This is a genomic window from Amycolatopsis bullii, from assembly GCF_014654205.1.
Taxonomy (GTDB): domain Bacteria; phylum Actinomycetota; class Actinomycetes; order Mycobacteriales; family Pseudonocardiaceae; genus Amycolatopsis; species Amycolatopsis plumensis.
Genome location: NZ_BNAW01000068.1, coordinates 22987 through 44501, shown reverse-complemented (window position 1 = coordinate 44501; position 21515 = coordinate 22987). Strand labels below are relative to the sequence as shown.

The following is a 21515-nucleotide window of genomic DNA, read 5'->3' as shown; positions in this document are numbered from 1 at the left end:
TCCGGGGCGGCCCCGCAGTCGGTCGACCCCGAGGCGGCCGAGCGGGCCGTGGCGGCGGCGGCCGGCGACCCGCTGCTGCTCAGCGCGGCCCTGGATGCCCGGTGCACGGCGCAGGCGCTGGCCGGCCGTCCGGATCAGGCGTACCGCACGACCCAGGAGCGCCTCGCCCTCGTCACGGCACTGGACCGCACCGACCCGCACGCGGCGGTCGAGGTCCTGGACGCGTTCCGGGCCGCGATCACCTACGCCGTCGCCACCGGCGCGCTGTCCGGCGCGCTGGCCTTGAGCAGACGCGCGGCCGGCGACCCGGCGCTGGCCGGCCACCCGTATTGGGGCACGAGCGGCCTGGTCACCACCCTCGCGCTGACCGGCCGGTTCGCCGAAGCGGGCGAGGCCGCCGAAGAACTGTGGCGCGCCCGGCTCCCGCGCAACGCGACCCTGGGTGTGCCGCTGCTCGCGGCGGCGCTGGCGGCCGGCCTGTCCGGTGACGAGCCGGCGATGACCCGCTGGCGCACCCGCGCGGCGGACGTCGCGGGCGTGGCCACGCCGTCGGATTCGGCCAATCTCGCGCCGCTGGACGCGTTCGTCCGGGCCAGGGTCGCCCTGCACACGGGCACCGGCTTGGCGGAACGGCTCGCCGAAGCGGGCGCCGAGTTCACTCCCGGCCGCTTCAACGGCTACGCGGCCGGCGTGGCCGCGGAACTGGCTGTGCTCCTCGACGCGCCGGACGCGCCGCAGCACCTCGCCCGAGCCGAGCACCACGCGGCCCGCAACCGCTGGACGGCGGCGGCCCTGACCCGCGCCCGAGCCCGCCACCGAGGCGACACCGCTCTGCTGGCGGCCGCCGCGAAGGAGTTCGCCGAACTCGGCGCGACATTCGAAGCGGAGACGACCCGACCCGCGGCCGGCTCCTGACGGTGCTCCGCGAGCACGACGCGACGGACTTCCCGTAAACCGGCGGGCCTCAGATCAGGACGATCCGCTCCGGTCCCGAGACCACCAGGAAGCCCACCACGGCCATCGGCACCGTCCGCCCGAGCACCGTAGGAGAAGGCCGGCACCGCCGTCGCCAGCGCGACGATCCGCGCCGTCCCCGGGCGTGATCCGCCGTGTTTCCGTCTCCGGCAAACGCCCGGTGACCGCGGGTCACCCGAGGCGGAGGGGATCACGCATACTGGTGAGGTCCCGTGCGGAAGGAGAGGCGGCTTGAGCGCAACCGCGGAGAGGGGTACCGGCACCTTCGGGCACCCCGCGTTGTTCTACCGCGGTGCCGCCGAGTACCTGGCGGGCACCGTGCCGTTCGTCCGGGACGGCCTCGCCGCCGGCGAGCCGGTGGCGGTGGCGGTCCCCGGCGGCAACCTCGAGCTGATCGAACGCGAACTCGGCGCCGACGCCGCGCGGGTCCGCCTGCTGGACATGACCGTGGCCGGGCGCAACCCCGGGCGGATCATCCCCGGCGTGCTGCGCGCCTTCGCCGACAGCCACCCCGGACAGCCGGCGCGGATCATCGGCGAGCCGATCTGGGCGGCGCGCTCGGCCGTCGAATACCCGGCGTGCGCCCAGCACGAGGCCCTGATCAACCTCGCCTTCACCGGCCGGGACGCCACCATCCTCTGCCCCTACGACGCCGACGCGCTCGCCCCGGACGTCCTCGCCGACGCCGAGGCCACGCACCCGGTCCTGATCGACGGCACCGGGCAGCGCACCAGCCCGGCCTACGACCCGGCCGGGCTGATCGAGCGGTACAACCAGCCGCTGCCCGCGCCGCCCGGGGCGTTCGAACTGGCCGGCACCACCGACCTCGCGGCGGCCCGGGCGCTGGCCCACGTCCGCGCGGCCGCCTGCGGGCTGGCCGGCGACCGGCTCGCCGACGTCGAGATAGTCGTCACCGAGCTGCTGTCCAACAGCGTCGAACACGGCAGCGGCTCCGGCACCGTCCGGTTCTGGGGCGGCGACGGCGAGTTCGTCTGCGAGGTCCACGACCGGGGCCGGCTCACCGACCCCCTCGCCGGCCGCCACCCCGCGAGCCCGTACCAGCCGCGCGGGCGCGGGCTGCTGCTCGTCAACCACCTCGCCGACCTCGTCCGCCTGCACACCGGCGAGGGCGGCACTACTTTCCGGGCGTACTTCCGCGCCTGAGCCGGCGGTGCACGAGGCCGCCCGCGACGGCGCCGATCGCCACCCCGCCGTACACGTCGGTCGGCCAGTGCGCCCGCGTCCGGAGCCTGCTGTAGCAGACGGCGGCCGCCAGCGGCGCGATCGCCGCTCCCGTCGCGGGCGAGGTGAGCCCGACGGCGACCGTGAACGCGGCCGCCGTCGTCGCGTGCGTGGAGGGGAACGCGGACGACTTCGGCTGTTCGAGCAGCGCGCGGTGGGCCGGCAGGCTCTGCGCCGGCGGCCGCGGGCGGCGCACCGCCGCTTTGACGGCGTGCCCGCACGCCATGCCGGCCGCACCCGCCACGAGCCCGCGGGCCGCCGCCCGGCGCCGGAGACCCGGCCGCCACGCCAGCACCCCGGCGACGAGGACCCACAGGAGGCCGCCTTGGGCCGCCGCGCTGAGCGCCGTGACCGGCCACGCCGGCCGGGTGACCGGAAGGTCGTTTTCGTCCGGTCCATCCCCGGCGTCAGAGGACATTTCGCTCGGCATGGTCCCCAATTTCCCACCCCTGCACGGGTTCAACCACCCCCGTCTGTCCACGGTGGAGGTTTGTCCGCTCCGCAATCGGGTACCCCCGCCGAGTGATAGTGCTGCGGCGGACAGGGCTTTGCGCGGTGGCCGCCGTCGTCGCGGTCGCGGCACTGGCGGCCTGCGGCGCCGACCCTCAGGCCGAAACCGTGCACGCCGGACGCGAGATCCGCGGTCAGCTCGAACTCCTGCGGCTGGTGGTGACCGCCGACCGCGACGAGGTGCCGCCCGTGCCCAGCCTGTCGGTCACCGTCCGCGACGCGGCCGACGAACTCGGCGCGGCCGGCCAGGACGTCGGCAAGCTGACCGACGACCGCGCCCGCGCGGCGCTCGCGTCGATCACCGATCGCGCGGTCGCGGTGGCCCACCGGCTCGACGACGGCCTCGGCGACGGCACCGACGACGGGCTCGACCGGATCGACGCCGAACTGCAGGGCCTCATCGGCGAGCTCGCGCGCTGGGGTGTGACGTCGTGAGCAAGAAGTTCCTCGCCATCACCCTCGGCATCCTGACCGCGGTCGGCGGCTTCGTCGACATCGGCGACCTCGTCGAAAGCGGTGTCGTCGGCGCCCGCTACGGGATGGCGATGGTCTGGGTGACCGTCCTCGGCGTGCTCGGGATCTGCGTGTACGCCGACATGTCCGGGCGGATCGTGGCGGTGTCCGGGCGCCCGGTGTTCGACCTGATCCGCGAACGCCTCGGCCCGCGGATGGCACTGCTCAACCTCGCCGGGTCGTTCCTCATCACGCTGCTGACCGTGTGCGCGGAGATCGGCGGCGTCGCGATCGTCATCGAGCTCGCCTCCGGGGTCGACCGGCTGGTGTGGGTGCTGCCGATCGGCGTGCTCATCTGGCTGGTGGTCTGGCGGGTCGGCTTCGAGCGGATGGAGACCGGGTTCGGCCTCGGCGGGCTGGCGATCGGCGTGTTCGCCGTCGCGGTGTTCTTCCTGCACCCCGACTGGTCGTCGCTGGGCGCGCAGGTCGCCGGGCTCGCCCCGCCGCCCGACCAGGCGCTGCCGACCTACGCCTACCACGCGGTGGCGCTGTTCGCGTCGGCGATGACGCCGTACGAGGTGTTCTTCTTCTCCTCCGGCGGCGTCGAAGAGGGCTGGACGGTCAAGGACCTGTCGGTCCAGCGGGCCAACGTGCTGCTCGGGTTCCCCCTCGGCGGGCTGCTGGCCATCGCCGTGATGGCGTGCTCGGCGATCGTGCTGTTCCCGGCGGGGGTCGACGTCAGCCAGGTCAGCCAGATCGTGCTGCCGGTAACGCTCGCGCTGGGCACCGCGGGCCTGGTGATCGTGCTGATCGGCATCTTCGCCGCGACCTTCGGGGCGGCGCTGGAAACGGGCCTGTCGTCGGGGTACATGCTGGCGCAGTACTTCGGCTGGGACTGGGGCAAGCGCCGCGCGCCGCGCAACGCCGCCCGGTTCCACCTGACCGTCGGCGCCGGCCTGCTGATCGCGGTGCTGGTGGTGCAGACGGGTCTCGATCCGGTCGGCCTGACCGAGATTTCGCTGATCTTCTCGGCGGTGGCGCTGCCGCTGACCTACCTGCCGGTGCTCATCGTCGCCAACGACCGCGAGTACCTCGGCAAACACGCCAACGGCCACTTCAGCAACACCGTCGGCGTCGTCATGCTCGTCGTCATCGCCGTCGCGGCGCTGGTGGCGATCCCCCTCATGATCTTCACCGGAGCAGGCCAATGAACCCGTGGACCGACCTCGGCCTCGTCGACCTGGGCGACACCCTGCTCGACCGGCAGATCATCGGAGAGGACGGCACGGTGGTCGGCAAGGTCGACGACCTCGAGCTCCGCACCGAAGACGGGCGGTGGATCGTCGACGCGCTCCTGGTCGGCCCGGAGGCACTGGCGGACCGCCTGGGCGGCCCGATCGGCAGGCTCCTGCACCACGTCGGCCGCGGCTTCCGCACCCAGGCGCCGCAACGCATCCCGATGACCGCCATCCGCCGCATCGAGCCGACGATCGTGGTGACGACGGCCGTCGCCCAGGCCACGACCAGCCCGTCGGAAGACTGGCTGCGCCGCCGCGTGATCGGCCGGATCCCGGGAGCGGGCCGTGCGAGCCGGTGACCTGATCGGCCGCCCGGTCCGCGACCCGGCGGGCCGCGACCTCGGCGCGATCCGCGAGATCCGCGCCGAAGCGACCCCGGGGAAGGACGGGCTGCCGCAGCTGGTGGTGCGCGGGGTGATCGTGGGACGCACGCGCGTGCGGCTGTTCGGCTACCAGCGCCACGACCAGCGGGGGCCGGTGCCGCTGGTGAGGCTGATCCGCTGGTTGCACCGCCACAGCCGGTACGTGGCGTGGGAGGACGTGGACACGTCGGACCCGGTGGTGCGCGTGCGGCGGCCGTTCGAAGAGCTGGCCCCACTCGACCGCCCCTGAGGACAGCCCGCAGCCGGAAAGGCCAGGCCGCGTACCGAGAAGGTCGGCTTGCGTGCCTGGAGCGTCGGCTTGCGTGTCTGAACGGTCGGGTCGCGTACCGCAACGGTCGGCTTGCGTACCTGGAAGGTCGGCTCGCGCACCTGGAAGGTCAGGTCGCGTACCGGAAAGGTCGGCTTGCGTACCTAGAGGGTCGGGTCGCGTGCCTGGAGCGTCGGGTTGCGTGCCTGGAGGGCCGGTTGGGCGCGCCTCGGTGGCCGCCCGGCACTCCCGGGCGGCCACCGGCGAGCAACCGTCAGCTCTGGCCGGGGATTTCCGTGGCGCGTTCCCACCCGGACGGCAGGCGGCTGACGTTGAGCGCGTGGTCGAGCCCGCTGGCCGACAACGCCCGGCGCACCACCCGGTTGTCACCCGTGACGATGCGCAGGGTCGCGTTCTCGCGGGCCACTCGCACCTGGATGCCGCCCAGGGCCGCGAGACCCGCTCCGTCGAGGAAATCGACCTCGGACAGGTCGAGCACGAGGACCGGGAAGCGGCGGTGGGCCCAGGTGCTCAGTGCCGACCGCACCTGGGGTGCGCTGTCCGCGTCGAGCGCGCCGCGGATGCGGATCATGACCGCGCCGAAGTACGGGCGGATCACCTGGATGTCGAATTGTTCGCGCTTCGACGGCGCTACGGGGATCGCCGTCGCTGGGGGCTGGACGACTAACATTCTTCCACGCCTCATTCGCAGATGACGTGACGAACGGGTGCCGGACCCGTTCGGTCGCTGGCAAGTTCGGGGGACGGATGGTGCTGCTTGACGCACTTCGCAGCGTAGTCCTTGATCCGAACGGCGCAACCCCGCCAACGGCCGAACCCCCTACCTCCGCACGCGACCCGCACGCGCGCCACTCAAACCACCCATCCGGGTGAATCATGTCCGGGAGCCGCTATCCGGCGTGGTCGGCGAAGATGTCCGACGCCCCGCTGACCGCCACCGGCCGCGCGACGCCGAAGTACGCCGTCAACGCCGGACCCGTGGCCGCGAGCCCGGAGTAGTCACCGAGGAAGTAGCCGCCGGCGTCCGGGGCGGTCGTGAAGTCGAACGACGTCGTGGTCAGCCTCGTCTGGCCGTTGACGGCCCAGTTCGCCGGGTTGCCGCAGTCGCTCGTGGCGGCGTGGCAGTGGGCGAGGAAGGCGTCGGTGAGGCCGGGCTGCGCCGGGGTCGCGTTCTGCAGGTCGTAGTAGCTCAGGCCGATCGTGCCGTCGGCGGTGACGCGGATCTGCGGCACGAACGCGGGCGTGTCCCCCGGCGCCTGGTCGACGCGGATCGTGTCACCCCACGTCAGCCCGCCGTCGGCGGACTGGGCGAAGGCGATCTTCGAGGCGCCCGTCGCGCTGAACCGAGCGTCCTGCCAGACCGCGTACACGAAGCCGTTGACCGGGTTGACGGCGAACTCGGGCAGCTCGTCGCTGGAGCGGACCGGGTGGCCGGCGATCGTCACCGAGGCCACCTGCTGGGTGTCGATGCCGATCGCGCCGGACCACGTCGTCCCGCCGTCGGTGGACCGGACGACCGCCGCGGTCGACGTCGACGAGCCCCGGCAGTGCCGGCCGCCGTGGGTGTACGGGCAGGCGCCACCCTTGTTGGTGATCAGGTCGAAGCCGTTGATCAGCACGCCGCGCGCCGGGCCGGTGGTCGGCACGACGATCTGGTTGCCGATCGTCTGGTCGTTCTGCCCGGGGTCGAAGATGATCCGGCCGGTGCTCCAGGTCGCGCCCCGGTCGGTGGTGCGGGAGAAGTAGGCCGGGCCGCGGTAGGTGATCGCGTGCGTGTACGCGCTCGGGTTGGCGTGGCTCTGCGGCGAGACCAGCTGGTCCCACACCGCGTACGCGCGGTCGGCGAGCAGCGGGTCCGCGGTCACTGTTTCCTTGTCGTCGAGCACCTGCGTCGAGGTGTCCAGGCGTGCGACGACCGGCGTTTCCCAGTGGTCGCCGCCGTCGAGGGAACGGCTGACGAGAATCGCACTGGCGCCGCCGAACGCCGGGCCGTCGGCGTTGAACGAATCCGCGATCGAATACACCACCCGGCCGTCGGCGGAGAAGCTGACCCACGGGTCGGTGGTCCGCTGGAAGTAGCCGGGCGAGCCGGCCGTCGCGCCGGCGCAGACGCTGAACGCGGGCTGCGCGGCGGCCGGGGTCCAGGTCGCCCCGCCGTCGCGGGAGACGACGTTGGTCAGGCCGTTCGAGCCGCCGTCGTTCCAGCGGTCCTGCTGCGCCGAGCCGACCAGGTGGCGCGGGTCGGCCGGGTCGGCGGCGACGTACGGCTCGACCTCGGACGCGGGGTAGTTGACGCTGCCTCGGGCCTCCTGCTGCGCGACGAGCGCAGCGCACGCGGCCCCGCCGCCCAGCGGGTGGTCGGGCACCGCGACCGGCACCCCGGCGGCGAAGGTGGTGGCGACGGCGACACCGGCGCCGGCCAGCAGGGCGGACACCGCGGCGCCGGGCGGCAGGGATCGGCGGGCGAACCGCCGGAGGTTCTTCGGGTTCACGGGTGACCTCTTTTCCGACACGCCCGGCGGGCCGGACGGAACGGACACGGCCCATTCCCGGGCACGTTGGAGTCGGCATTCCGCCCGCGGCCGTTACGGATCCTCGCCGCTGGGGTGAAACATCCGGTTCCCCGCTGAAAAACTCGTCCGTCCACACGGGATTCGGTTAACGGACGGTCAAAAATTGCGCCGGAAATCCCGTCGCGCCCGGCGCGGGCCCGGTCCCTTGACACGGGCGGGCCGCTCGCCGCATCCTGGTCCATGTCAGGGTTCCTGATATATACCTCGCCCAGTGAGGAGCACACCGATGACCGCAGTGGAGGAGCGTCCCGGCACCCGGCCGGCCGACCTCGTCGCCGCCGGCCGGTTCCCGCTCGAAAAGCTGGTCACCCACTCCGAGTTCGGGCAGATTCAGGAGGCAGTCGACGACCTGCTCGCGGGCACGGCGATCAAGCCAGTGCTGCTGTGGTGAAGGAGGCAGCGGTGAACCTCCCCGACTTCGGTCTGGGCAGCTGGCCCGCGCGGCGGGCGCGGATCAACCCGGCCCGCACCGCGCTGGTGCAGGCCGGCCGGTCGCTCACCTACGCCGGGCTCGCCGACCGGGTGGAAAGCCTCGCCGGGGCGCTGACCCGGCGAGGCGTGCGTCCGGGTGACCGGGTGGCCTACCTGGGCGTCAACGACATCACCGTGTTCGAGACGCTCTTCGCCACCGCCCGCTGCGGCGCGATCTTCGTCCCGCTCAACTACCGGCTCTCCCCGGCCGAGATCCGGTACATGCTCGACGACAGCGGCGCCTCGGTCCTCGTGCACAGCGCGGACACCGCCGGCCTCGTGGCGGCGGCCGGCGGGCTCCCGCACGGCGTCGTCATCGCGACCGAGGGGGACTTCGAACCGGAGATCGCCCAGGGCGGACCGGCGCCGGACATCGAGGTGCGGCTCGAAGATCCGTGCCTGCTGCTCTACACCTCGGGCACCACCGGACGGCCGAAGGCGGCGGTCCTCACCCACGGCAACCTGACCTGGAACACCGTCAACCAGCTCGCCCACCTCGACGTCCTGGGCACCGACAAGGCGTTGTGCATCGCGCCGCTGTTCCACTGCGTCGGGCTGGGCCAGATCACGCTGCCGACGCTGTTCAAGGGCGGCAGTGTCGAACCGGTGGCCAAGTTCGACCCGGGCACCATCCTCGCCCGGATCGGCGAAGCCGGGATCACCAGCTTCTCGGCGGTGCCGACGATGCTGGAGATGATGTGGCGGCACGAATCCTGGGACGCCACCGACCTCAGCTCGCTGACCTGTGTGCTCTACGGCGGCTCCCCGGTGGCCGAACGCGTCGCGCAGGCGTGGCTCGACCGCGGCGTGAAACTCCTGCAGGGCTACGGCATGACCGAGGCCGCCCCGGGCGTCTCGATGGCCACCCACGAAGGCACCCTCGACCACCCGGTCGCCGCCGGGGTGCCGCACTTCTTCACCGACGTGGCCGCGCTCGGCCCCGAGCTCACCCCGCAGCCGCTCGACGGGACCCCGGCCGAGTTGCTGGTGCGCGGCCCGCACGTCTTCGGGGGCTACTGGAACCGGCCCGGCGAATCGGAAGCGAGCTTCGTCGAGGGCGGCTGGTTCCGCACCGGTGACGTCGTCCGCGTCGACGACGACGGCTGGGCGCACGTCGTCGACCGGGTCAAGGACATGATCATCTCCGGCGGGGAGAACGTGTACCCGGCCGAGATCGAAGCCGTCGCCGTCCGGCTCGACGAGGTCGACGCCTGCGCCGTGGTCGGCGTGCCCGACGAGCGCTGGGGCGAGGCCGGCGCGGCCTTCGTCGTGGTGCGGCCCGGTGCGCAGCTCGACGAACCCCGGTTCCGCGCCCACCTCGAACGGCACCTGGCCCGCTACAAGATCCCCAAGCACGTGCAGTTCACCGACACCCTGCCCCGCAACGCCACCGGCAAGATCCGCCGCGTCGAACTGCGCACGCTGGCCGCCGAAACCTTCACGAACGGATCCGCATGACCACCCCCCTCCTGCCCCCCTCGCTGCGCCTGGAGCTGCGGGACGACATCGCCGTGCTGTGGCTGGCCCGTCCCGAGAAGCGCAACGCCCTCGACGACGCGACCGTGCTCGGCCTCGAGACGTTCTTCGGCAGCCCGCCACCGGGGGTCAAGGCCGTCGTGCTCGACGCCGTCGGCGACCACTTCTCCGCCGGGCTGGACCTGTCCGAGCTCACCGAGCGCGACGCGTTCGAGGGCCTGGAGCACTCGATGATGTGGCACCGGGCCTTCGAGCGGCTCGAACGCGGGCGGGTGCCGGTGGTCGCCGTGCTCAAGGGCGCGGTCGTCGGCGGCGGCCTGGAACTGGCGGCCGCCGCGCACATCCGCGTCGCCGAACCGTCGGCGTTCTACGCCCTGCCGGAGGGGCAGCGCGGGCTGTTCGTCGGTGGCGGCGCGTCGGTGCGGGTGCCGCGGCTGATCGGCGCGCACCGGATGGCCGACATGATGCTCACCGGCCGCGTCCTCGACGCCGACGAGGGCCACGCCGCCGGGTTGTCGCACTACCGCGTGGACAACGGGCTGGAGCACGCGCTCGGCCTGGCCCGCAAGATCGCGGACAACTCGCCGATCACGAACTTCGCCGTCCTGCAGGCGCTGCCCCGCATCGCCGAGGCCAACCCCGCCGAGGGCTACCTGATGGAGGCGCTGATGGCCGCGGTCGCCAGTGGCAGCGCCGAAGCGAAGGAGAAGATGCAGGCGTTCCTCGAGAAGCGGGCCGGGAAGGTGGGCCGATGATCCTGCGCCCGGTCGCGCCCGACGTCCGCGAAACCACCGAGATCGGCCGGTACCTGCGGTGGCTGGAAACCCGCGGGCACGTCTTCGACGGCTACGCGGACCTGCACCGGTGGTCGGTCACCGATCTCGACGGCTTCTGGTCCTCGATCAAGGACTTCTTCGGCGTCCGGTTCCACTCCCCCGCCACCGCGGTCGTGCCCGACCGGACCATGCCGGGCACGACGTGGTTCCCCGGCGCGACCCTCAACTACGCCGAGCAAGCCCTCGGCCACGGCCCGGACGACGCACCCGCGGTCATCGCCTACTCCCAGACGCGGGAGCGCACCGAGCTGACCTGGGGCCAGCTGCGCGACCAGGTCGCCCGCGCCCGTGCGGGGCTGGCCCGGCTCGGGGTCGGCCGCGGCGACCGCGTCGTGGCGTACCTGCCGAACATCCCCGAAGCGGTGGTCGCCTACCTCGCGGTCGCGAGCCTGGGCGCGATCTGGGCGTCCTGCGCGCCCGAGTTCGGCGCGCGGTCGGTGGTCGACCGGTTCGGCCAGATCGAGCCGCGGGTGCTGCTGACGGTGTCCGGCTACCGCTACGGCACCAAGGACGTCGACCGCCGCGCCGAGGTCGCCGAGATCCGGGCCGGGCTGCCGACCGTCGAGCAGGTCGTGCACGTCCCCTACGGCGAGCACGACTTGCCCGGCACGCTCGCCTGGGACGACCTGCTCACCGAAAGCACGCCCGGGTTCGAGCCCGTCGAATTCGCGCACCCGCTGTGCGTGCTGTTCTCTTCCGGCACCACGGGCAAGCCGAAGGCGATCGTGCACGGCCACGGCGGGATCCTGCTGGAGCACCTGAAGAACCACGGCCTCAGCTGGGATCTGCGCCCGGGCGACCGGATGCTGTGGTTCTCCACCACCGCGTGGATGATGTGGAACGCGCTCGTCTCGGGGTTGCTCACCGGCACGTCGATCGTGCTGGTCGACGGCAACCCGCTGCACCCGGACCTGGCCTGGCAGTGGCGGCTGGCCGAACAGACGCGGGCGACACTGATGGGCGCGAGCCCGGGATTCCTGATGGCGTGCCGGAAAGCGGGTCTCGACCCCGCCGCCGAGTACGACCTCTCCGCGCTGCGGCAGCTCGGCGCGGCCGGCAGCCCGCTGCCCGCCGAAGGCTTCCACTGGGTGCACGAGAAGTTCCCGGGCGTCCTGCTCAACGTCGGCAGCGGCGGCACGGACGTGTGCAGCGGGATCGTCCAGGGCAGCCCGCTGCAGCCGGTCGTGGCGGGCGAGATTTCCGGGCCCTGCCTGGGCGTCGACGCGCAGGCCTTCGACGAGCACGGCAACCCGGTGGTCGGCGAGCTGGGCGAGCTGGTGATCACCGCGCCGATGCCGTCGATGCCGGTGGGCTTCTGGGGCGACTCCGGGGAGCGTTATCGCGAGACGTACTTCTCGACCTATCCCGGGATCTGGCGGCACGGCGACTGGATCCGGTTCAGCCCCGAAGGCAGCTGCGTCATCGCCGGGCGTTCGGACGCCACCCTCAACCGCGGCGGCGTCCGGCTGGGCACCGCCGAGTTCTACGCCGTGGTCGAGGAGCTGCCGGAGATCGAGGACTCCCTCGTCGTGCACCTCGAAGATCCCGCCGGTGGCCACGGCGATCTGCGGTTGTTCGTGGCGCTGCGGTCCGGCGGCGAGCTCGACGACAGCTTGCGCGGCAAGATCACTTCGGCGTTGCGGACCGCGCTCTCGCCGCGGCACGTGCCGGACGCGATCACCGCCGTGCCGTCGATCCCCCGCAACCGCACCGGGAAGAAACTGGAGCTGCCGGTGAAGAAACTCCTGCGTGGCGCCCCCGTCGACGAGGTCGTCGGGCGGGACGTGCTGGCCGATCCCACCGCCCTCGACGCGTTCCTCCGGGAGCGCGCATGACGACCGTGGCGATCGTCGGCACCGGGGTGATCGGCGCGAGCTGGGCCGAACTCTTCCTCGGCCACGGCCTCGACGTCGTCGCCACCGATCCGGCGCCCGGTGCCGAAGAGCGGCTGCGGAGTGCGCTCGAGGACGCGCCGACGGACCGGCTGCGGTTCGTCGCCGACCCCGGCGAAGCGGCCGCCGCCGCGGACTTCGTCCAGGAGAACGGGCCGGAGCGCGAGGACGTCAAGCACGCGCTGTTCGCCGTCCTCGACGAGGCCGCGCGGCCGGACGTGGTCCTGGCGAGCAGCTCGTCCGGGCTCCTGCCGAGCGTCATCGCGCAGGGCTGCCCGAAGCACCCCGAGCGCGTGGTCGTCGGGCACCCGTTCAACCCGCCGCACCTGATCCCGCTCGTCGAGGTCGTGCCGGGCCGCAGGACCGCGCCGGAGGTCGTCGACCGGGCCGTGGCCTTCTACACCTCGGTCGGGAAGCGGCCGATCCGGCTGGCGCAGGAGGTGCCCGGCCACGTCGCGAACCGGCTGCAGGCCGCGCTGTGGCAGGAGGCGTACTCCCTCGTCGAACGCGGTGTCGCGACGGTCGCCGACATCGACACCGCGATCGCCTACGGGCCCGGCCTGCGCTGGGCCGTCCTGGGCCCGTTCGTAAACCAGCACCTCTCCGGCGGCGCGGGCGGGCTCGCGCACGTCCTGGCCCACCTCGGGCCGCCGACCGAGGAGTGGTGGCGCGACCTCGGGCGCGTCCACCTCACCCCGGAACTGGCCGAAACGCTCGTCGCGGGTGTCGACGCCGAACTGGCGGGCACCGACGACCGTGCCCTGGTGACGGCCCGCGACGCCGTCCTGAACGCCCTGCTGGCCGCCAAGGCCGCGCAGCCCGACCTGCCCTGACCTGGAGCTCTTCGTGGACCTTTCCTCCCTGACCGCCATCGACGTCCACACGCACGTCGAGCAAGACGGCCACGGCTGCTTCGCCCTCGACCAGGAACTGCTGGACGCGTCGGAGAAGTACTTCCGCGCCGGCCAGGACCGCACGCCGACGGTCGCCGCGATCGCCGAGCACTACCGGGCGCGGAACATGGCCGCGGTCGTCTTCACGGTCGAAGCGCCGGCCGCGACCGGGCACCCCGCGCTGTCGAGCGAAGAGATCGCCGACGCGGCCGCCGAGCACGCGGACGTGCTCATCCCGTTCGGCTCGGTCGACCCGCACGCCGGCAAGGCCGCCGTGCTGCGCGCGCGGCGGCTGGTGGGCGAGCACGGCGTGCGCGGGTTCAAGTTCCACCCGAGCCTGCAGGCGTTCGAGCCCAACGACGTCCGGTACTACCCGCTCTACGAAGCCATTGCGGAGCTGGGCGTGCCGGCCCTGTTCCACACCGGGCAGACCGGCATCGGCGCCGGCCTGCCGGGCGGGCACGGCATCAAGCTGCGCTACTCGAACCCGATGCTGCTCGACGACGTCGCCGCCGACTTCCCGGACCTCACGGTGATCCTGGCGCACCCGTCGGTACCGTGGCAGGACGAAGCGATCTCGGTCGCGACGCACAAGGCGAACGTGTACATCGACCTGTCGGGCTGGTCGCCGAAGTACTTCCCGCCGCAGCTGGTGCGCGCGGCCAACTCGCTGCTGAAGCGGAAAGTCCTGTTCGGGTCCGACTTCCCGGTGATCACCCCGGACCGCTGGCTCGCCGACTTCGCGGAACTGGACCTCAAGGACGAGGTGCGCCCGCTGATCCTCAAGGACAACGCCATCGAAGTACTCGGCCTGGCTTGAACGCCGGATAACGTTTGTCCGCTACGTCCCCGGGCATCCGCAGCCTTCCAGCACTCACGATGGGAGGCGGCGTCGTGGCCGAGGGTGACGTGCACACCTACTACGAAGACGGACTGTGGAAGAACCGCGTCGAAGGCGGCCGCCGGGCGTCCAACACCTCTCCCCGCCGCGTCGACGCCGTGCTGGCGGGGCGGCAGATCGCGCGGAAGCGCCGGGTCGGGCACTTCGTCCACACGCCGGAAGGCGAGGTCGAGACCGAGCGCGACTTCCGCCCCCGCCGCCCGGCGCAGTGAGCGTGGCGTCCGTCACGGCGCCTGTAACGGACCACTCGTCCAGGCGATAGCCCGTTCGTGTCCGGGGACGCCCCGGCCTTCACGAACGGACTACCCATGCCTCGCCTCCGCCTGGCCGCGCTCCTCACGGCCGGTTCCCTCGCCCTCGCCGGCTGCGCCGGCACCCCGGACACGCCCGCCCCGGCCGCGGCCGGCACCACGACGTCCGCGACGCCGACCGCTCCGGCGGCGCCGGCCCTCGACGCCGCCGAGGTGGGTTCGGCGATCTCCGCCGCCGCCAAGCAGGCCTCGGCCGTGCACGTCAAGGGCACGATGGCCCAGGACGGCAGCGCGGTCAACCTGGACCTGCAGCTCAACGCGGACAGCGCGAGCGGCACGGTGGTGAAGGACGGCCTCGAGATCCCGGTCGTGCGGGTCGGCGACAAGTACTACTTCAAGTTCACCGATTCGCTGGTGAAGCAGGCCGGTGTCCCGGCCGCGGCGGCCAAGCAGATCACCGGCAAGTGGGTGTCGTCGGCGGCCAAGATCGGCGCGGGCATCGCGGACGCGTTCAAGATGTTCCTCGACTACAAGTCGTTCACCCAGGGCGCGCTGGGCGAGCTGGAGAAGACGACGTTCAAGCCGGGTGAGCCGACGACCGTCGCGGGCACGCCGGCGCTGAGCTTCCCGAGCTCGGAAGGCACGGCCACGGTGGCGGCGGCCGAGCCGCACTACCTGCTGCGCATGTCCGACCCGAAGACCGGCGCGATGGAGTTCAGCGACTGGAACAAGCCGGCGACGGTTTCGGAACCGCCGGCCGCGGAGATCTACTCGGGCCCGGGTTCCTGACGGCTCAGGCAGCGAAGGGCCACCGCCGGGACGCCGAACGCCCGGGCGGCGGCCCTTCGGCGATTCAGCTCACGACCGGGCCAGCAGCGCCCACACCGTCTTCCCGCCGGAGCGGGACCGGCTGCTCCCCCACCGCTTCGCGACCTTGGTGATCATCCGCAGGCCCAGGCCCGCGGCGGCCAGGTCGAGGCCTTCCCGCAGCACCGCCGGCCGCCGGCTCTCGTCCGAGACCGCCACGGACAGCGTCCCGCGGCGCAGCTCCAACCGCAGCCGGGGCACCGAATCCGTGTGGCGCAACGTGTTCTCCACCAGCTCGGTCGCGATCAGCTCGGCGTCCTCGGCCAGCTCCGGCACCATCCACTCCGCGCAGACCCCGCGGACGAACCCGCGGGCACGCGCCGACGTGCGCGGTGAGCGATCGAGCAGCCGGCCGGCCCGGCGCCGCGCCGGGCAGGCGAGAGCCGCCTCGGCCGCGGCCGCGTCCGGGTACACCGGCACGCCGCTCGCCGCGAGCACCGCGCGCTGTTCCGGGCGGCCGGTCACGAGGGCGAACGGGATCGCGGGCCAGTCACCGACGCGCAGGGCGACCAGGGCGAACACGCGGACCAGCGCCCGGTCGCGCAGTTCGAGGCGTTCGACGTCGATCAGCACGCCGTCCTCGGAGTCCGCCGCGAACTCCAGCAACCGGTCGCGCAGCTGGGGATACGTTGTCCGGTCCAGCACGCCGACGACCGACGCCTTGGCGAGGGCGCCGTGCCGGGGCACCAGCCACACCGAATTGTGCCGGGCGAGCACCGCTGACCACCTCCTCGACGACGATCGGACCGACGATCACTCGATCGGATAACCGGTCCGGAACCCGTCAAACACCGCGTTTCCCCGATTGACGCGGCCGATCGGGGGAACCCCGCGGGTTCGGAAGGGAGACGACGTGTTCCGTCACACGAAGCTGCTGCAGTTCGAAGCCAAGCCCGAAAAGCCCGACCCCGTCTACGCCCGCAAGCTCCAAGAGCTCATCGGCGGCGCCTTCGGTGAGATGACCGTGACGATGCAGTACCTGTTCCAGGGCTGGAACTGCCGCATCGAAGGCAAGTACAAAGACCTGATCATGGACACCGCCACCGAAGAAATCGGCCACGTCGAAATGCTGGCCACCATGGTCGCCCGCTTGCTGGAGGGCGCCCCCGCCACCGCCACCGCCGAAGCCGTCAAAGACCCGGTGATGGCCGCGATGATCGGCGGCATGGACGTCCAGCAGGCGATCGTCGGCGGCGGCGGCGCGCTGCCGGCCGACAGCAACGGCACCCCGTGGAACGGCAAATACATCGTCGCCTCCGGCAACCTGCTCGCCGACTTCCGCGCGAACGCCGCCGCCGAAGCCCAGGGCCGGTTGCAGACCGCGCGGTTGTACAACATGACCGACGACCCCGGCGTGAAGGCGATGCTGAAGTTCAACCTCGCCCGCGACACCGTCCACCAGAAGCAGTGGCTCGCCGCCATCGAGGAACTCGAAGCCGACGGCCTCGAAGGCGGCATCGCCCCCAGCGCCCTGTTCGACGAAGAGGACCAGACCCACAACCACACGATCTGGCACCTCTCCGACGGCCCCGACGGCGCCAAGGGCACCAGCTGGACCACCGACGCCGGCATCGAATACCTCATGGACCCCGAGCCGCTCGGCGGCCCGGGCACCGCGCCGAAGCCCGACCCCGCCCTCTTCGGCACCTATGAGACCGGCAGCGCCGAGACCGGCAGCGAGCCCACGTTCGAACCGGCCGACGGCGATGTCGAGACCTTCCACGACGGCTCGGTCTGGAAGAACAAGGTCGTCGGCAACACGCGGGCGTCCGGCAGCGCCGAGACGAAGTCCGACGCCGTCGCGGAGGGGCGCAAGCTCGCGATCAAGCGCGGCACGGCCCACTTCATCCACACGAAGGACGGCCGGATCGGCGAGCGCCGGACCTACCCGCGCGCCCGCTCCTGACCTCACGCCGAGGGCATGCCCCCGCGGTCGGCGTCCTCTTCGTCACTGTCGGCCGCGCGGGGCTCTTGGTCGCGGAACGTCGGCTCGGTGTGCTCGCCGGCGATGTCGGCGTCGTCTTCCATGCTCTCGGCCGTCACCGGGTCGATTTCGGGAGTGCTCATCTTTCCTCCGATCGGGCGAAACCCGGGCATACCCGGCGACCCCCGGGGTGAAACGCGTTTGCCCGCCGCGCCGCGGGGCATGCCGCCCGGCGGGTCCCCCGGCCGAGGGGCCTGCACACCGAATCGGAGGAAGCGACCATGTCATCGATGGAGACCGAGGTCCGGCGTACTCCGCGCCAGCTTCTCGCCGCGATCGTGGGAGTGGTTTTCCTGCTGGTCGGCGTGCTGGGGTTCATCCCCGGCGTGACGACGAACTACGACATGCTGACCTTTGCCGGGCACCACTCCGGCGCCCTGCTCCTGGGCATCTTCGCCGTTTCGATCCTGCACAACATCGTGCACCTGGCGTTCGGCGTCGCCGGGCTCGCCCTGGCGCGCACCGCGAGCGGCGCCCGGGCGTTCCTCGTCGGCGGCGGGGTGATCTACCTGGTCCTGTGGCTCTACGGCCTGGTGATCGACCACGGCAGCGCGGCCAACTTCGTCCCGGTGAACACCGCCGACAACTGGCTGCACCTCGGCCTGGGCATCGGGATGATCGCGCTCGGCCTCATCCCGCTGGGCGCCACGCGCAGCCCCATCGCCGACTCGCGGTGACCGGGCACCGGGCCGGGCGGCCGGATCACGACGGCCGCCCCGCCCGGCTCCCCGCGTAGGCCCGTTCCCGCACCCGCGCCAGCCAGTCCGGCGCGAACTCCAGCCCACCGGGCCGGTTCAGCATCGGATCGAACGACGGCGCGTCCGCACCGGGACCGGTCAACGTCAGCACCGCGGTGTCGGACCAGCGACCGTCCGCACGACCGGTCCGGAACACGAACTCCCACGACTCCGCCGCGCGAGCCGCCTCGAGCGACGCCTCGATCCGCGGTGACGACGCTTCCGCCCACGCCCCCAGCCAGACGAGCCGATCGCCCAGGCGGTACGGCACGAGGCTGCTGTAGGCTCCCCGCGTCCAGGCGGGCGCCGGCCGGGGCAGCATCCGGCCGAGGTGGCCACGGCCCGCCGTCGTCAAAAGGATGTCCCACGGCCCGCCGTCGCGGCCGGCGCCGGGGATTCGCACCGCCAGCCCGAGCGCGTCGGGCAGCCGTCCGGGCGTGCCGGCGCCCTTGGACAGCCGCGCGACGACGGGAGCCGGCCCGGACGGCCACGGCAGGTCGTCGGCGATCGCCCGGAGCTCGCCGCGCAGCACCAGACCCACGGGGTGGAAGGCCGGGGCGCGCCGCAGGGCCGCCAGCCCGCGGAAACCCGCCGAGACGAGGCCGGTCATGTGTACGTCCCTTCGCGACGGGGTATTCGGAGCACCCCTCCCGATACCCGCGCCGGGCACCGGGAAACCCGCACCGACCCGAGGAGCCAGCCATCGCCACCGCGGTCCTGTTCGACGTCGACGGCACCCTCGTCGACTCCAACTACCTCCACGTCCACGCCTGGCGCCGGGCGTTCCACGCGCTGGACCGGGACGTCGACTCGTGGCGCGTGCACCGCGCGATCGGCAAGGGTTCCGGCAAGCTGCTGACCACCTTGCTGGGTGAAGAAGACGCCGGCCGCATCGGCGAGCGGGCCAAGGAGCTGCACAGCCGCTTCTACCTCGAGACGGCCGACCTGCTGCGGCCGTTCGACCGAGCTCCCGAGCTCGTCCGCGAGCTGGCCGGGCGCGGGGTGCGTGTCGTGCTGGCGACGTCGGCGAGCCCGGACGAGCTCGAGGCGCTGCGCAAGGTCCTCGACGTCGACGACGTGGTGACCGGCATCGTCTCCGGGGACGACGTGGAAGCGACCAAGCCAGACCCGGAGCCGGTGTTCGCCGCGCTCGAGAAGGCCGGGACCGCGCCGGAGGACACGATCTTCGTCGGCGACGCGGTCTGGGACGTCCACGCGGCCACGAAGGCCGGCGTGCGCACGGTCTCGGTGCTGTCCGGCGGCGTCGGCGCGGCGGAGCTGACCGACGCCGGCGCGGTGGCCGTCTACAGCGACGCCGCGACGCTGCTGAACCGGCTGGACGAAAGCGTGCTGATCAGCTGATCCGGCGGGCGACCAGCCGTTCGACCAGGCCGAGCTTGAACCGCTCGCGCTGTTCGACCGGCAGCCCCCGCGCCTCGACGAGCTTCAGCGGCCGGCGGCGGAAGTGCTCGCCGGCCAGGGGGACGCTCGCCAGCTCGAGCAGCCACTGCAGGCCCCGCACGACGCGCGACGACGACGTCACGTGGTCGACCAGGATCAGCCGGCCGCCCGGGCGCAGCACCCGCACCATCTCCCCGACCGCGGCCGCGGGATCGGGGATGGCGCAGAGGCCGAACGTGCACAGCACGGTGTCGAACGAGGCTTCGGCGAACGGCAGGTCGTGGGCGCTGCCCTGGCGGAAGGTCACCGGCCGGCCGAGCCGGGCGGCCCGGTCGCGGGCGATGGCGAGCATCCCCTCGCTGAGGTCGAGGCCGGTGAGCGTCACCCCCGCCGGGTAGCACGGCAGGTTCAGCCCGGTCCCGACCGCGACTTCGAGGACCTCGCCGGCGGCCCGGCCGCACGCCCACTCCCGCGAGTCGCCGAAGAGGCGGCGGTCCCAGACGCCCATCTCCGCGTCGTAGGTCGTGGACTTGCGGTCCCAGTACCGACGCCACCGCTCCGCCTTCGTCATGTCCCCAGCGAAGCACGGACGGCGTCAGCCGAACATGCCCGGCTCGTACGCGCCGCCCTTCTGGTGGACGATCACGGCGAGCCGGTTGGCCGAGTTCATCTGCGCGACCAGGGCGACGAGCGCGGCGATCCGGTCGTCGTCGTAGTGCTCGCGCACCCGGGCCCAGGTGTCGTCGGAGACGCCGGGGGCGGCGTCGGCGATCCGGGTGCCCTCTTCGGCCAGGGCGAGGGCCGCCTGCTCGGCTTCGGTGAACACCGTGGCTTCGCGCCAGGCCGCGACCAGGTTGATCCGCACGCCCGTCTCCCCGGCGGCCGCGAGCTCCTTCGTGTGGATGTCGACGCACCAGCCGCAGCCGTTGATCTGGCTGACGCGCAGCGACACCAGTTCCTGCGTGACCTTCTCCAGCGGTGACTGGATGATGGCCAGGCTCGCGGTGCCGAACCGCTTGGCGAACCTGGCGCCGATCTCGGTGCCGGTCAAGGTGAACCGGGGTTCCATGGCTTCGTCCTCTCGTGTGTGCCTGCGAACGGCCACGAGATGCCGGCGGCCGCCCGGCTCGTGACACCCTGGGCCGGTGACGGCGATCACTGTCACACCGCGGCGGTCGGCGGCATCTGGTGGAAAACCCCGCGAACGGAAGCGAGGACGCATCCCATGGCCGACCCCGCCACCGAGGCCTTCGTCGCCCACCGGAACCTGCTGTTCACCGTCGCCTACCAGCTGCTCGGCTCGGCCGCCGACGCCGAAGACGTCCTGCAGGAGACCTGGCTGCGGTGGGTGGAGGTCGACCTCCACGCGGTGCGCGACCAGCGCGCGTACCTGGTCCGGATCACCACCCGCCTGGCGTTGATGCGGCTGCGGGCGCTCGGCAGGCGCAAGGAGTCCTACGTCGGGCCGTGGCTGCCCGAACCGCTGCTGACCACGCCCGACGTCGCCGAGGACGCCGAGCTGGCCGACAGCGTGTCGATGGCGATGCTGCTGGTGCTGGAGACGCTCGGGCCGGCCGAGCGGGCGGTGTTCGTGCTGCGCGAGGTGTTCGACCTCGGCTACGACGAGATCGCCGACGCCGTCGGCAAGAGCCCGGCCGCGGTGCGGCAGATCGCGCACCGGGCCCGGTCCCACGTCGCCGCGCGCCGGCCGCGCGGGACCGTCTCGCGGGCGGCGACCCGGGACGCCCTCGAAGCGTTCCGGCACGCCGTCGAAACGGGCGACCTGCGGAACCTGCTCGACGTCCTCGCGCCGGACGTCGTGTTCCTCGGCGACGGCGGCGGGGTCGTGCAGGCGGCGCCGGAGCCCGTCACCGGAGCGGGGGACGTCGCCCGCCTGCTCGCCGCCGGCCTCGGCAACCTCGCCGTGGGCACGCTCGAAGCCGCCCAGGTCAACGGCTACCCGGCGCTGATCCTCCGTCGCGACGGCCGGGCCGACACGGTCCTGGCGGCCCGCATCGACGACGGCCTCGTGACGGGCATCTACGCCGTGCGCAACCCCGAGAAGCTGTCCCGCCTCGACGAGGCGAGGACGCTCTGCCGCTGA

The 21515-nt window shown here is 72.7% G+C and carries 25 protein-coding genes and 2 pseudogenes; 19 read left to right on the top strand and 8 right to left on the bottom strand.

Going from position 1 to position 21515, the window contains the following annotated elements; all coding sequences use genetic code 11:
- Positions 1-915: hypothetical protein (locus IE317_RS41090; protein WP_191316756.1), on the top strand; the 915-nt coding region annotated here is incomplete at its 5' end.
- Between the two features lie 291 nt (positions 916-1206).
- Complete coding sequence (locus IE317_RS41085) at positions 1207-2139, top strand: sensor histidine kinase (protein ID WP_191316755.1); 933 nt, start codon at positions 1207-1209, stop codon at positions 2137-2139.
- Here IE317_RS41085 and IE317_RS41080 read toward each other — a convergent pair.
- Positions 2111-2647: a phosphatase PAP2 family protein gene (locus tag IE317_RS41080; RefSeq protein WP_229903188.1), complete on the bottom strand. Its 537-nt coding sequence runs from the start codon at positions 2645-2647 to the stop codon at positions 2111-2113. The two genes, IE317_RS41085 and IE317_RS41080, sit on opposite strands and share 29 nt — an antisense overlap.
- A gap of 125 nt (positions 2648-2772) precedes the next feature.
- Here IE317_RS41080 and IE317_RS41075 point away from each other — a divergent pair, with 125 nt between their 5' ends.
- The 4 genes from IE317_RS41075 to IE317_RS41060 are packed head-to-tail and all read left to right on the top strand — an operon-like array spanning position 2773 to position 5090.
- Positions 2773-3162: a hypothetical protein gene (locus IE317_RS41075; RefSeq protein ID WP_191316754.1), complete on the top strand. Its 390-nt coding sequence runs from the start codon at positions 2773-2775 to the stop codon at positions 3160-3162.
- Entirely contained in the window at positions 3159-4391 is a 1233-nt protein-coding gene (locus tag IE317_RS41070; RefSeq protein WP_191316753.1) for an NRAMP family divalent metal transporter, read from the top strand. The genes IE317_RS41075 and IE317_RS41070 overlap by 4 nt, the downstream gene beginning before the upstream one ends.
- Positions 4388-4777: a PRC-barrel domain-containing protein gene (locus tag IE317_RS41065; RefSeq protein ID WP_191316752.1), complete on the top strand. Its 390-nt coding sequence runs from the start codon at positions 4388-4390 to the stop codon at positions 4775-4777. Before IE317_RS41070 ends, IE317_RS41065 begins: the two co-directional genes overlap by 4 nt.
- A complete protein-coding gene (locus IE317_RS41060) occupies positions 4764-5090 on the top strand; it encodes a hypothetical protein (protein WP_191316751.1) in 327 nt (108 codons plus the stop codon). Before IE317_RS41065 ends, IE317_RS41060 begins: the two co-directional genes overlap by 14 nt.
- Positions 5091-5382: 292 nt before the next feature.
- On the opposite strand, the gene IE317_RS41055 is transcribed toward IE317_RS41060, so the two are convergent.
- Positions 5383-5799, bottom strand: a complete 417-nt coding sequence (locus IE317_RS41055; RefSeq protein ID WP_191316750.1) for an STAS domain-containing protein — start codon at positions 5797-5799, stop codon at positions 5383-5385.
- 220 nt (positions 5800-6019) lie between these two features.
- A complete protein-coding gene (locus tag IE317_RS41050) occupies positions 6020-7621 on the bottom strand; it encodes a sialidase family protein (RefSeq protein WP_191316749.1) in 1602 nt (533 codons plus the stop codon).
- A gap of 307 nt (positions 7622-7928) precedes the next feature.
- On the opposite strand from IE317_RS41050, the gene IE317_RS41045 reads away from it, so the two are divergent.
- From IE317_RS41045 to IE317_RS41010, 8 genes are all read left to right on the top strand, one after another.
- Complete coding sequence (locus IE317_RS41045; RefSeq protein WP_229903187.1) at positions 7929-8093, top strand: hypothetical protein; 165 nt, start codon at positions 7929-7931, stop codon at positions 8091-8093.
- 11 nt (positions 8094-8104) lie between these two features.
- On the top strand, positions 8105-9631 hold the full coding sequence (locus tag IE317_RS41040; RefSeq protein ID WP_191316748.1) for an acyl-CoA synthetase: 1527 nt from the start codon (positions 8105-8107) through the stop codon (positions 9629-9631).
- A complete protein-coding gene (locus IE317_RS41035) occupies positions 9628-10404 on the top strand; it encodes a crotonase/enoyl-CoA hydratase family protein (protein WP_191316747.1) in 777 nt (258 codons plus the stop codon). Before IE317_RS41040 ends, IE317_RS41035 begins: the two co-directional genes overlap by 4 nt.
- On the top strand, positions 10401-12320 hold the full coding sequence (locus IE317_RS41030; protein WP_191316746.1) for an acetoacetate--CoA ligase: 1920 nt from the start codon (positions 10401-10403) through the stop codon (positions 12318-12320). Before IE317_RS41035 ends, IE317_RS41030 begins: the two co-directional genes overlap by 4 nt.
- Positions 12317-13210, top strand: a complete 894-nt coding sequence (locus IE317_RS41025) for a 3-hydroxyacyl-CoA dehydrogenase NAD-binding domain-containing protein (RefSeq protein ID WP_191316745.1) — start codon at positions 12317-12319, stop codon at positions 13208-13210. The genes IE317_RS41030 and IE317_RS41025 overlap by 4 nt, the downstream gene beginning before the upstream one ends.
- 13 nt (positions 13211-13223) lie before the next feature.
- Entirely contained in the window at positions 13224-14090 is an 867-nt protein-coding gene (gene couO / locus IE317_RS41020) for a 4-hydroxyphenyl-beta-ketoacyl-CoA hydrolase (protein WP_191316744.1), read from the top strand.
- A 74-nt stretch (positions 14091-14164) separates the two neighbouring features.
- Complete coding sequence (locus IE317_RS41015; RefSeq protein WP_191316760.1) at positions 14165-14383, top strand: DUF2188 domain-containing protein; 219 nt, start codon at positions 14165-14167, stop codon at positions 14381-14383.
- 96 nt (positions 14384-14479) lie between these two features.
- Positions 14480-15211: a hypothetical protein gene (locus IE317_RS41010; protein ID WP_191316743.1), complete on the top strand. Its 732-nt coding sequence runs from the start codon at positions 14480-14482 to the stop codon at positions 15209-15211.
- A gap of 69 nt (positions 15212-15280) precedes the next feature.
- Here IE317_RS41010 and IE317_RS41005 read toward each other — a convergent pair whose 3' ends face one another.
- Complete coding sequence (locus IE317_RS41005) at positions 15281-16006, bottom strand: ATP-binding protein (protein ID WP_191316742.1); 726 nt, start codon at positions 16004-16006, stop codon at positions 15281-15283.
- Positions 16007-16142: 136 nt separating this feature from the next.
- On the opposite strand from IE317_RS41005, the pseudogene IE317_RS41000 reads away from it, so the two are divergent.
- Both IE317_RS41000 and IE317_RS44925 read left to right on the top strand, forming a co-directional pair.
- A pseudogene (locus tag IE317_RS41000) lies at positions 16143-16940 on the top strand (manganese catalase family protein); the annotation flags it as partial.
- Between the two features lie 81 nt (positions 16941-17021).
- Positions 17022-17195: pseudogene (locus IE317_RS44925) on the top strand (DUF2188 domain-containing protein); the annotation flags it as partial.
- 2 nt (positions 17196-17197) lie between these two features.
- Here IE317_RS44925 and IE317_RS40995 read toward each other — a convergent pair.
- Complete coding sequence (locus IE317_RS40995) at positions 17198-17356, bottom strand: hypothetical protein (protein WP_191316740.1); 159 nt, start codon at positions 17354-17356, stop codon at positions 17198-17200.
- Between the two features lie 147 nt (positions 17357-17503).
- Here IE317_RS40995 and IE317_RS40990 point away from each other — a divergent pair, with 147 nt between their 5' ends.
- Entirely contained in the window at positions 17504-17950 is a 447-nt protein-coding gene (locus IE317_RS40990) for a DUF4383 domain-containing protein (protein ID WP_191316739.1), read from the top strand.
- A gap of 25 nt (positions 17951-17975) precedes the next feature.
- Here the strand turns inward: IE317_RS40990 and IE317_RS40985 are convergent, their stop codons facing one another.
- Positions 17976-18620, bottom strand: a complete 645-nt coding sequence (locus IE317_RS40985; protein ID WP_191316738.1) for a hypothetical protein — start codon at positions 18618-18620, stop codon at positions 17976-17978.
- Between the two features lie 92 nt (positions 18621-18712).
- Here IE317_RS40985 and IE317_RS40980 point away from each other — a divergent pair, with 92 nt between their 5' ends.
- Positions 18713-19372: an HAD family hydrolase gene (locus IE317_RS40980; protein ID WP_191316759.1), complete on the top strand. Its 660-nt coding sequence runs from the start codon at positions 18713-18715 to the stop codon at positions 19370-19372.
- Here IE317_RS40980 and IE317_RS40975 read toward each other — a convergent pair.
- Both IE317_RS40975 and IE317_RS40970 read right to left on the bottom strand, forming a co-directional pair.
- A complete protein-coding gene (locus tag IE317_RS40975; RefSeq protein ID WP_191316737.1) occupies positions 19365-19982 on the bottom strand; it encodes a class I SAM-dependent methyltransferase in 618 nt (205 codons plus the stop codon). The two genes, IE317_RS40980 and IE317_RS40975, sit on opposite strands and share 8 nt — an antisense overlap.
- A 24-nt stretch (positions 19983-20006) precedes the next feature.
- Positions 20007-20480 carry a carboxymuconolactone decarboxylase family protein gene (locus IE317_RS40970; protein ID WP_191316736.1) on the bottom strand — a complete coding sequence of 158 codons (474 nt, stop codon included), beginning with the start codon at positions 20478-20480 and terminating at the stop codon, positions 20007-20009.
- 156 nt (positions 20481-20636) lie between these two features.
- Here IE317_RS40970 and IE317_RS40965 point away from each other — a divergent pair, with 156 nt between their 5' ends.
- Positions 20637-21515 (top strand): RNA polymerase sigma-70 factor, encoded by an 879-nt coding sequence (locus IE317_RS40965; RefSeq protein WP_191316735.1) that lies wholly within the window; start codon positions 20637-20639, stop codon positions 21513-21515.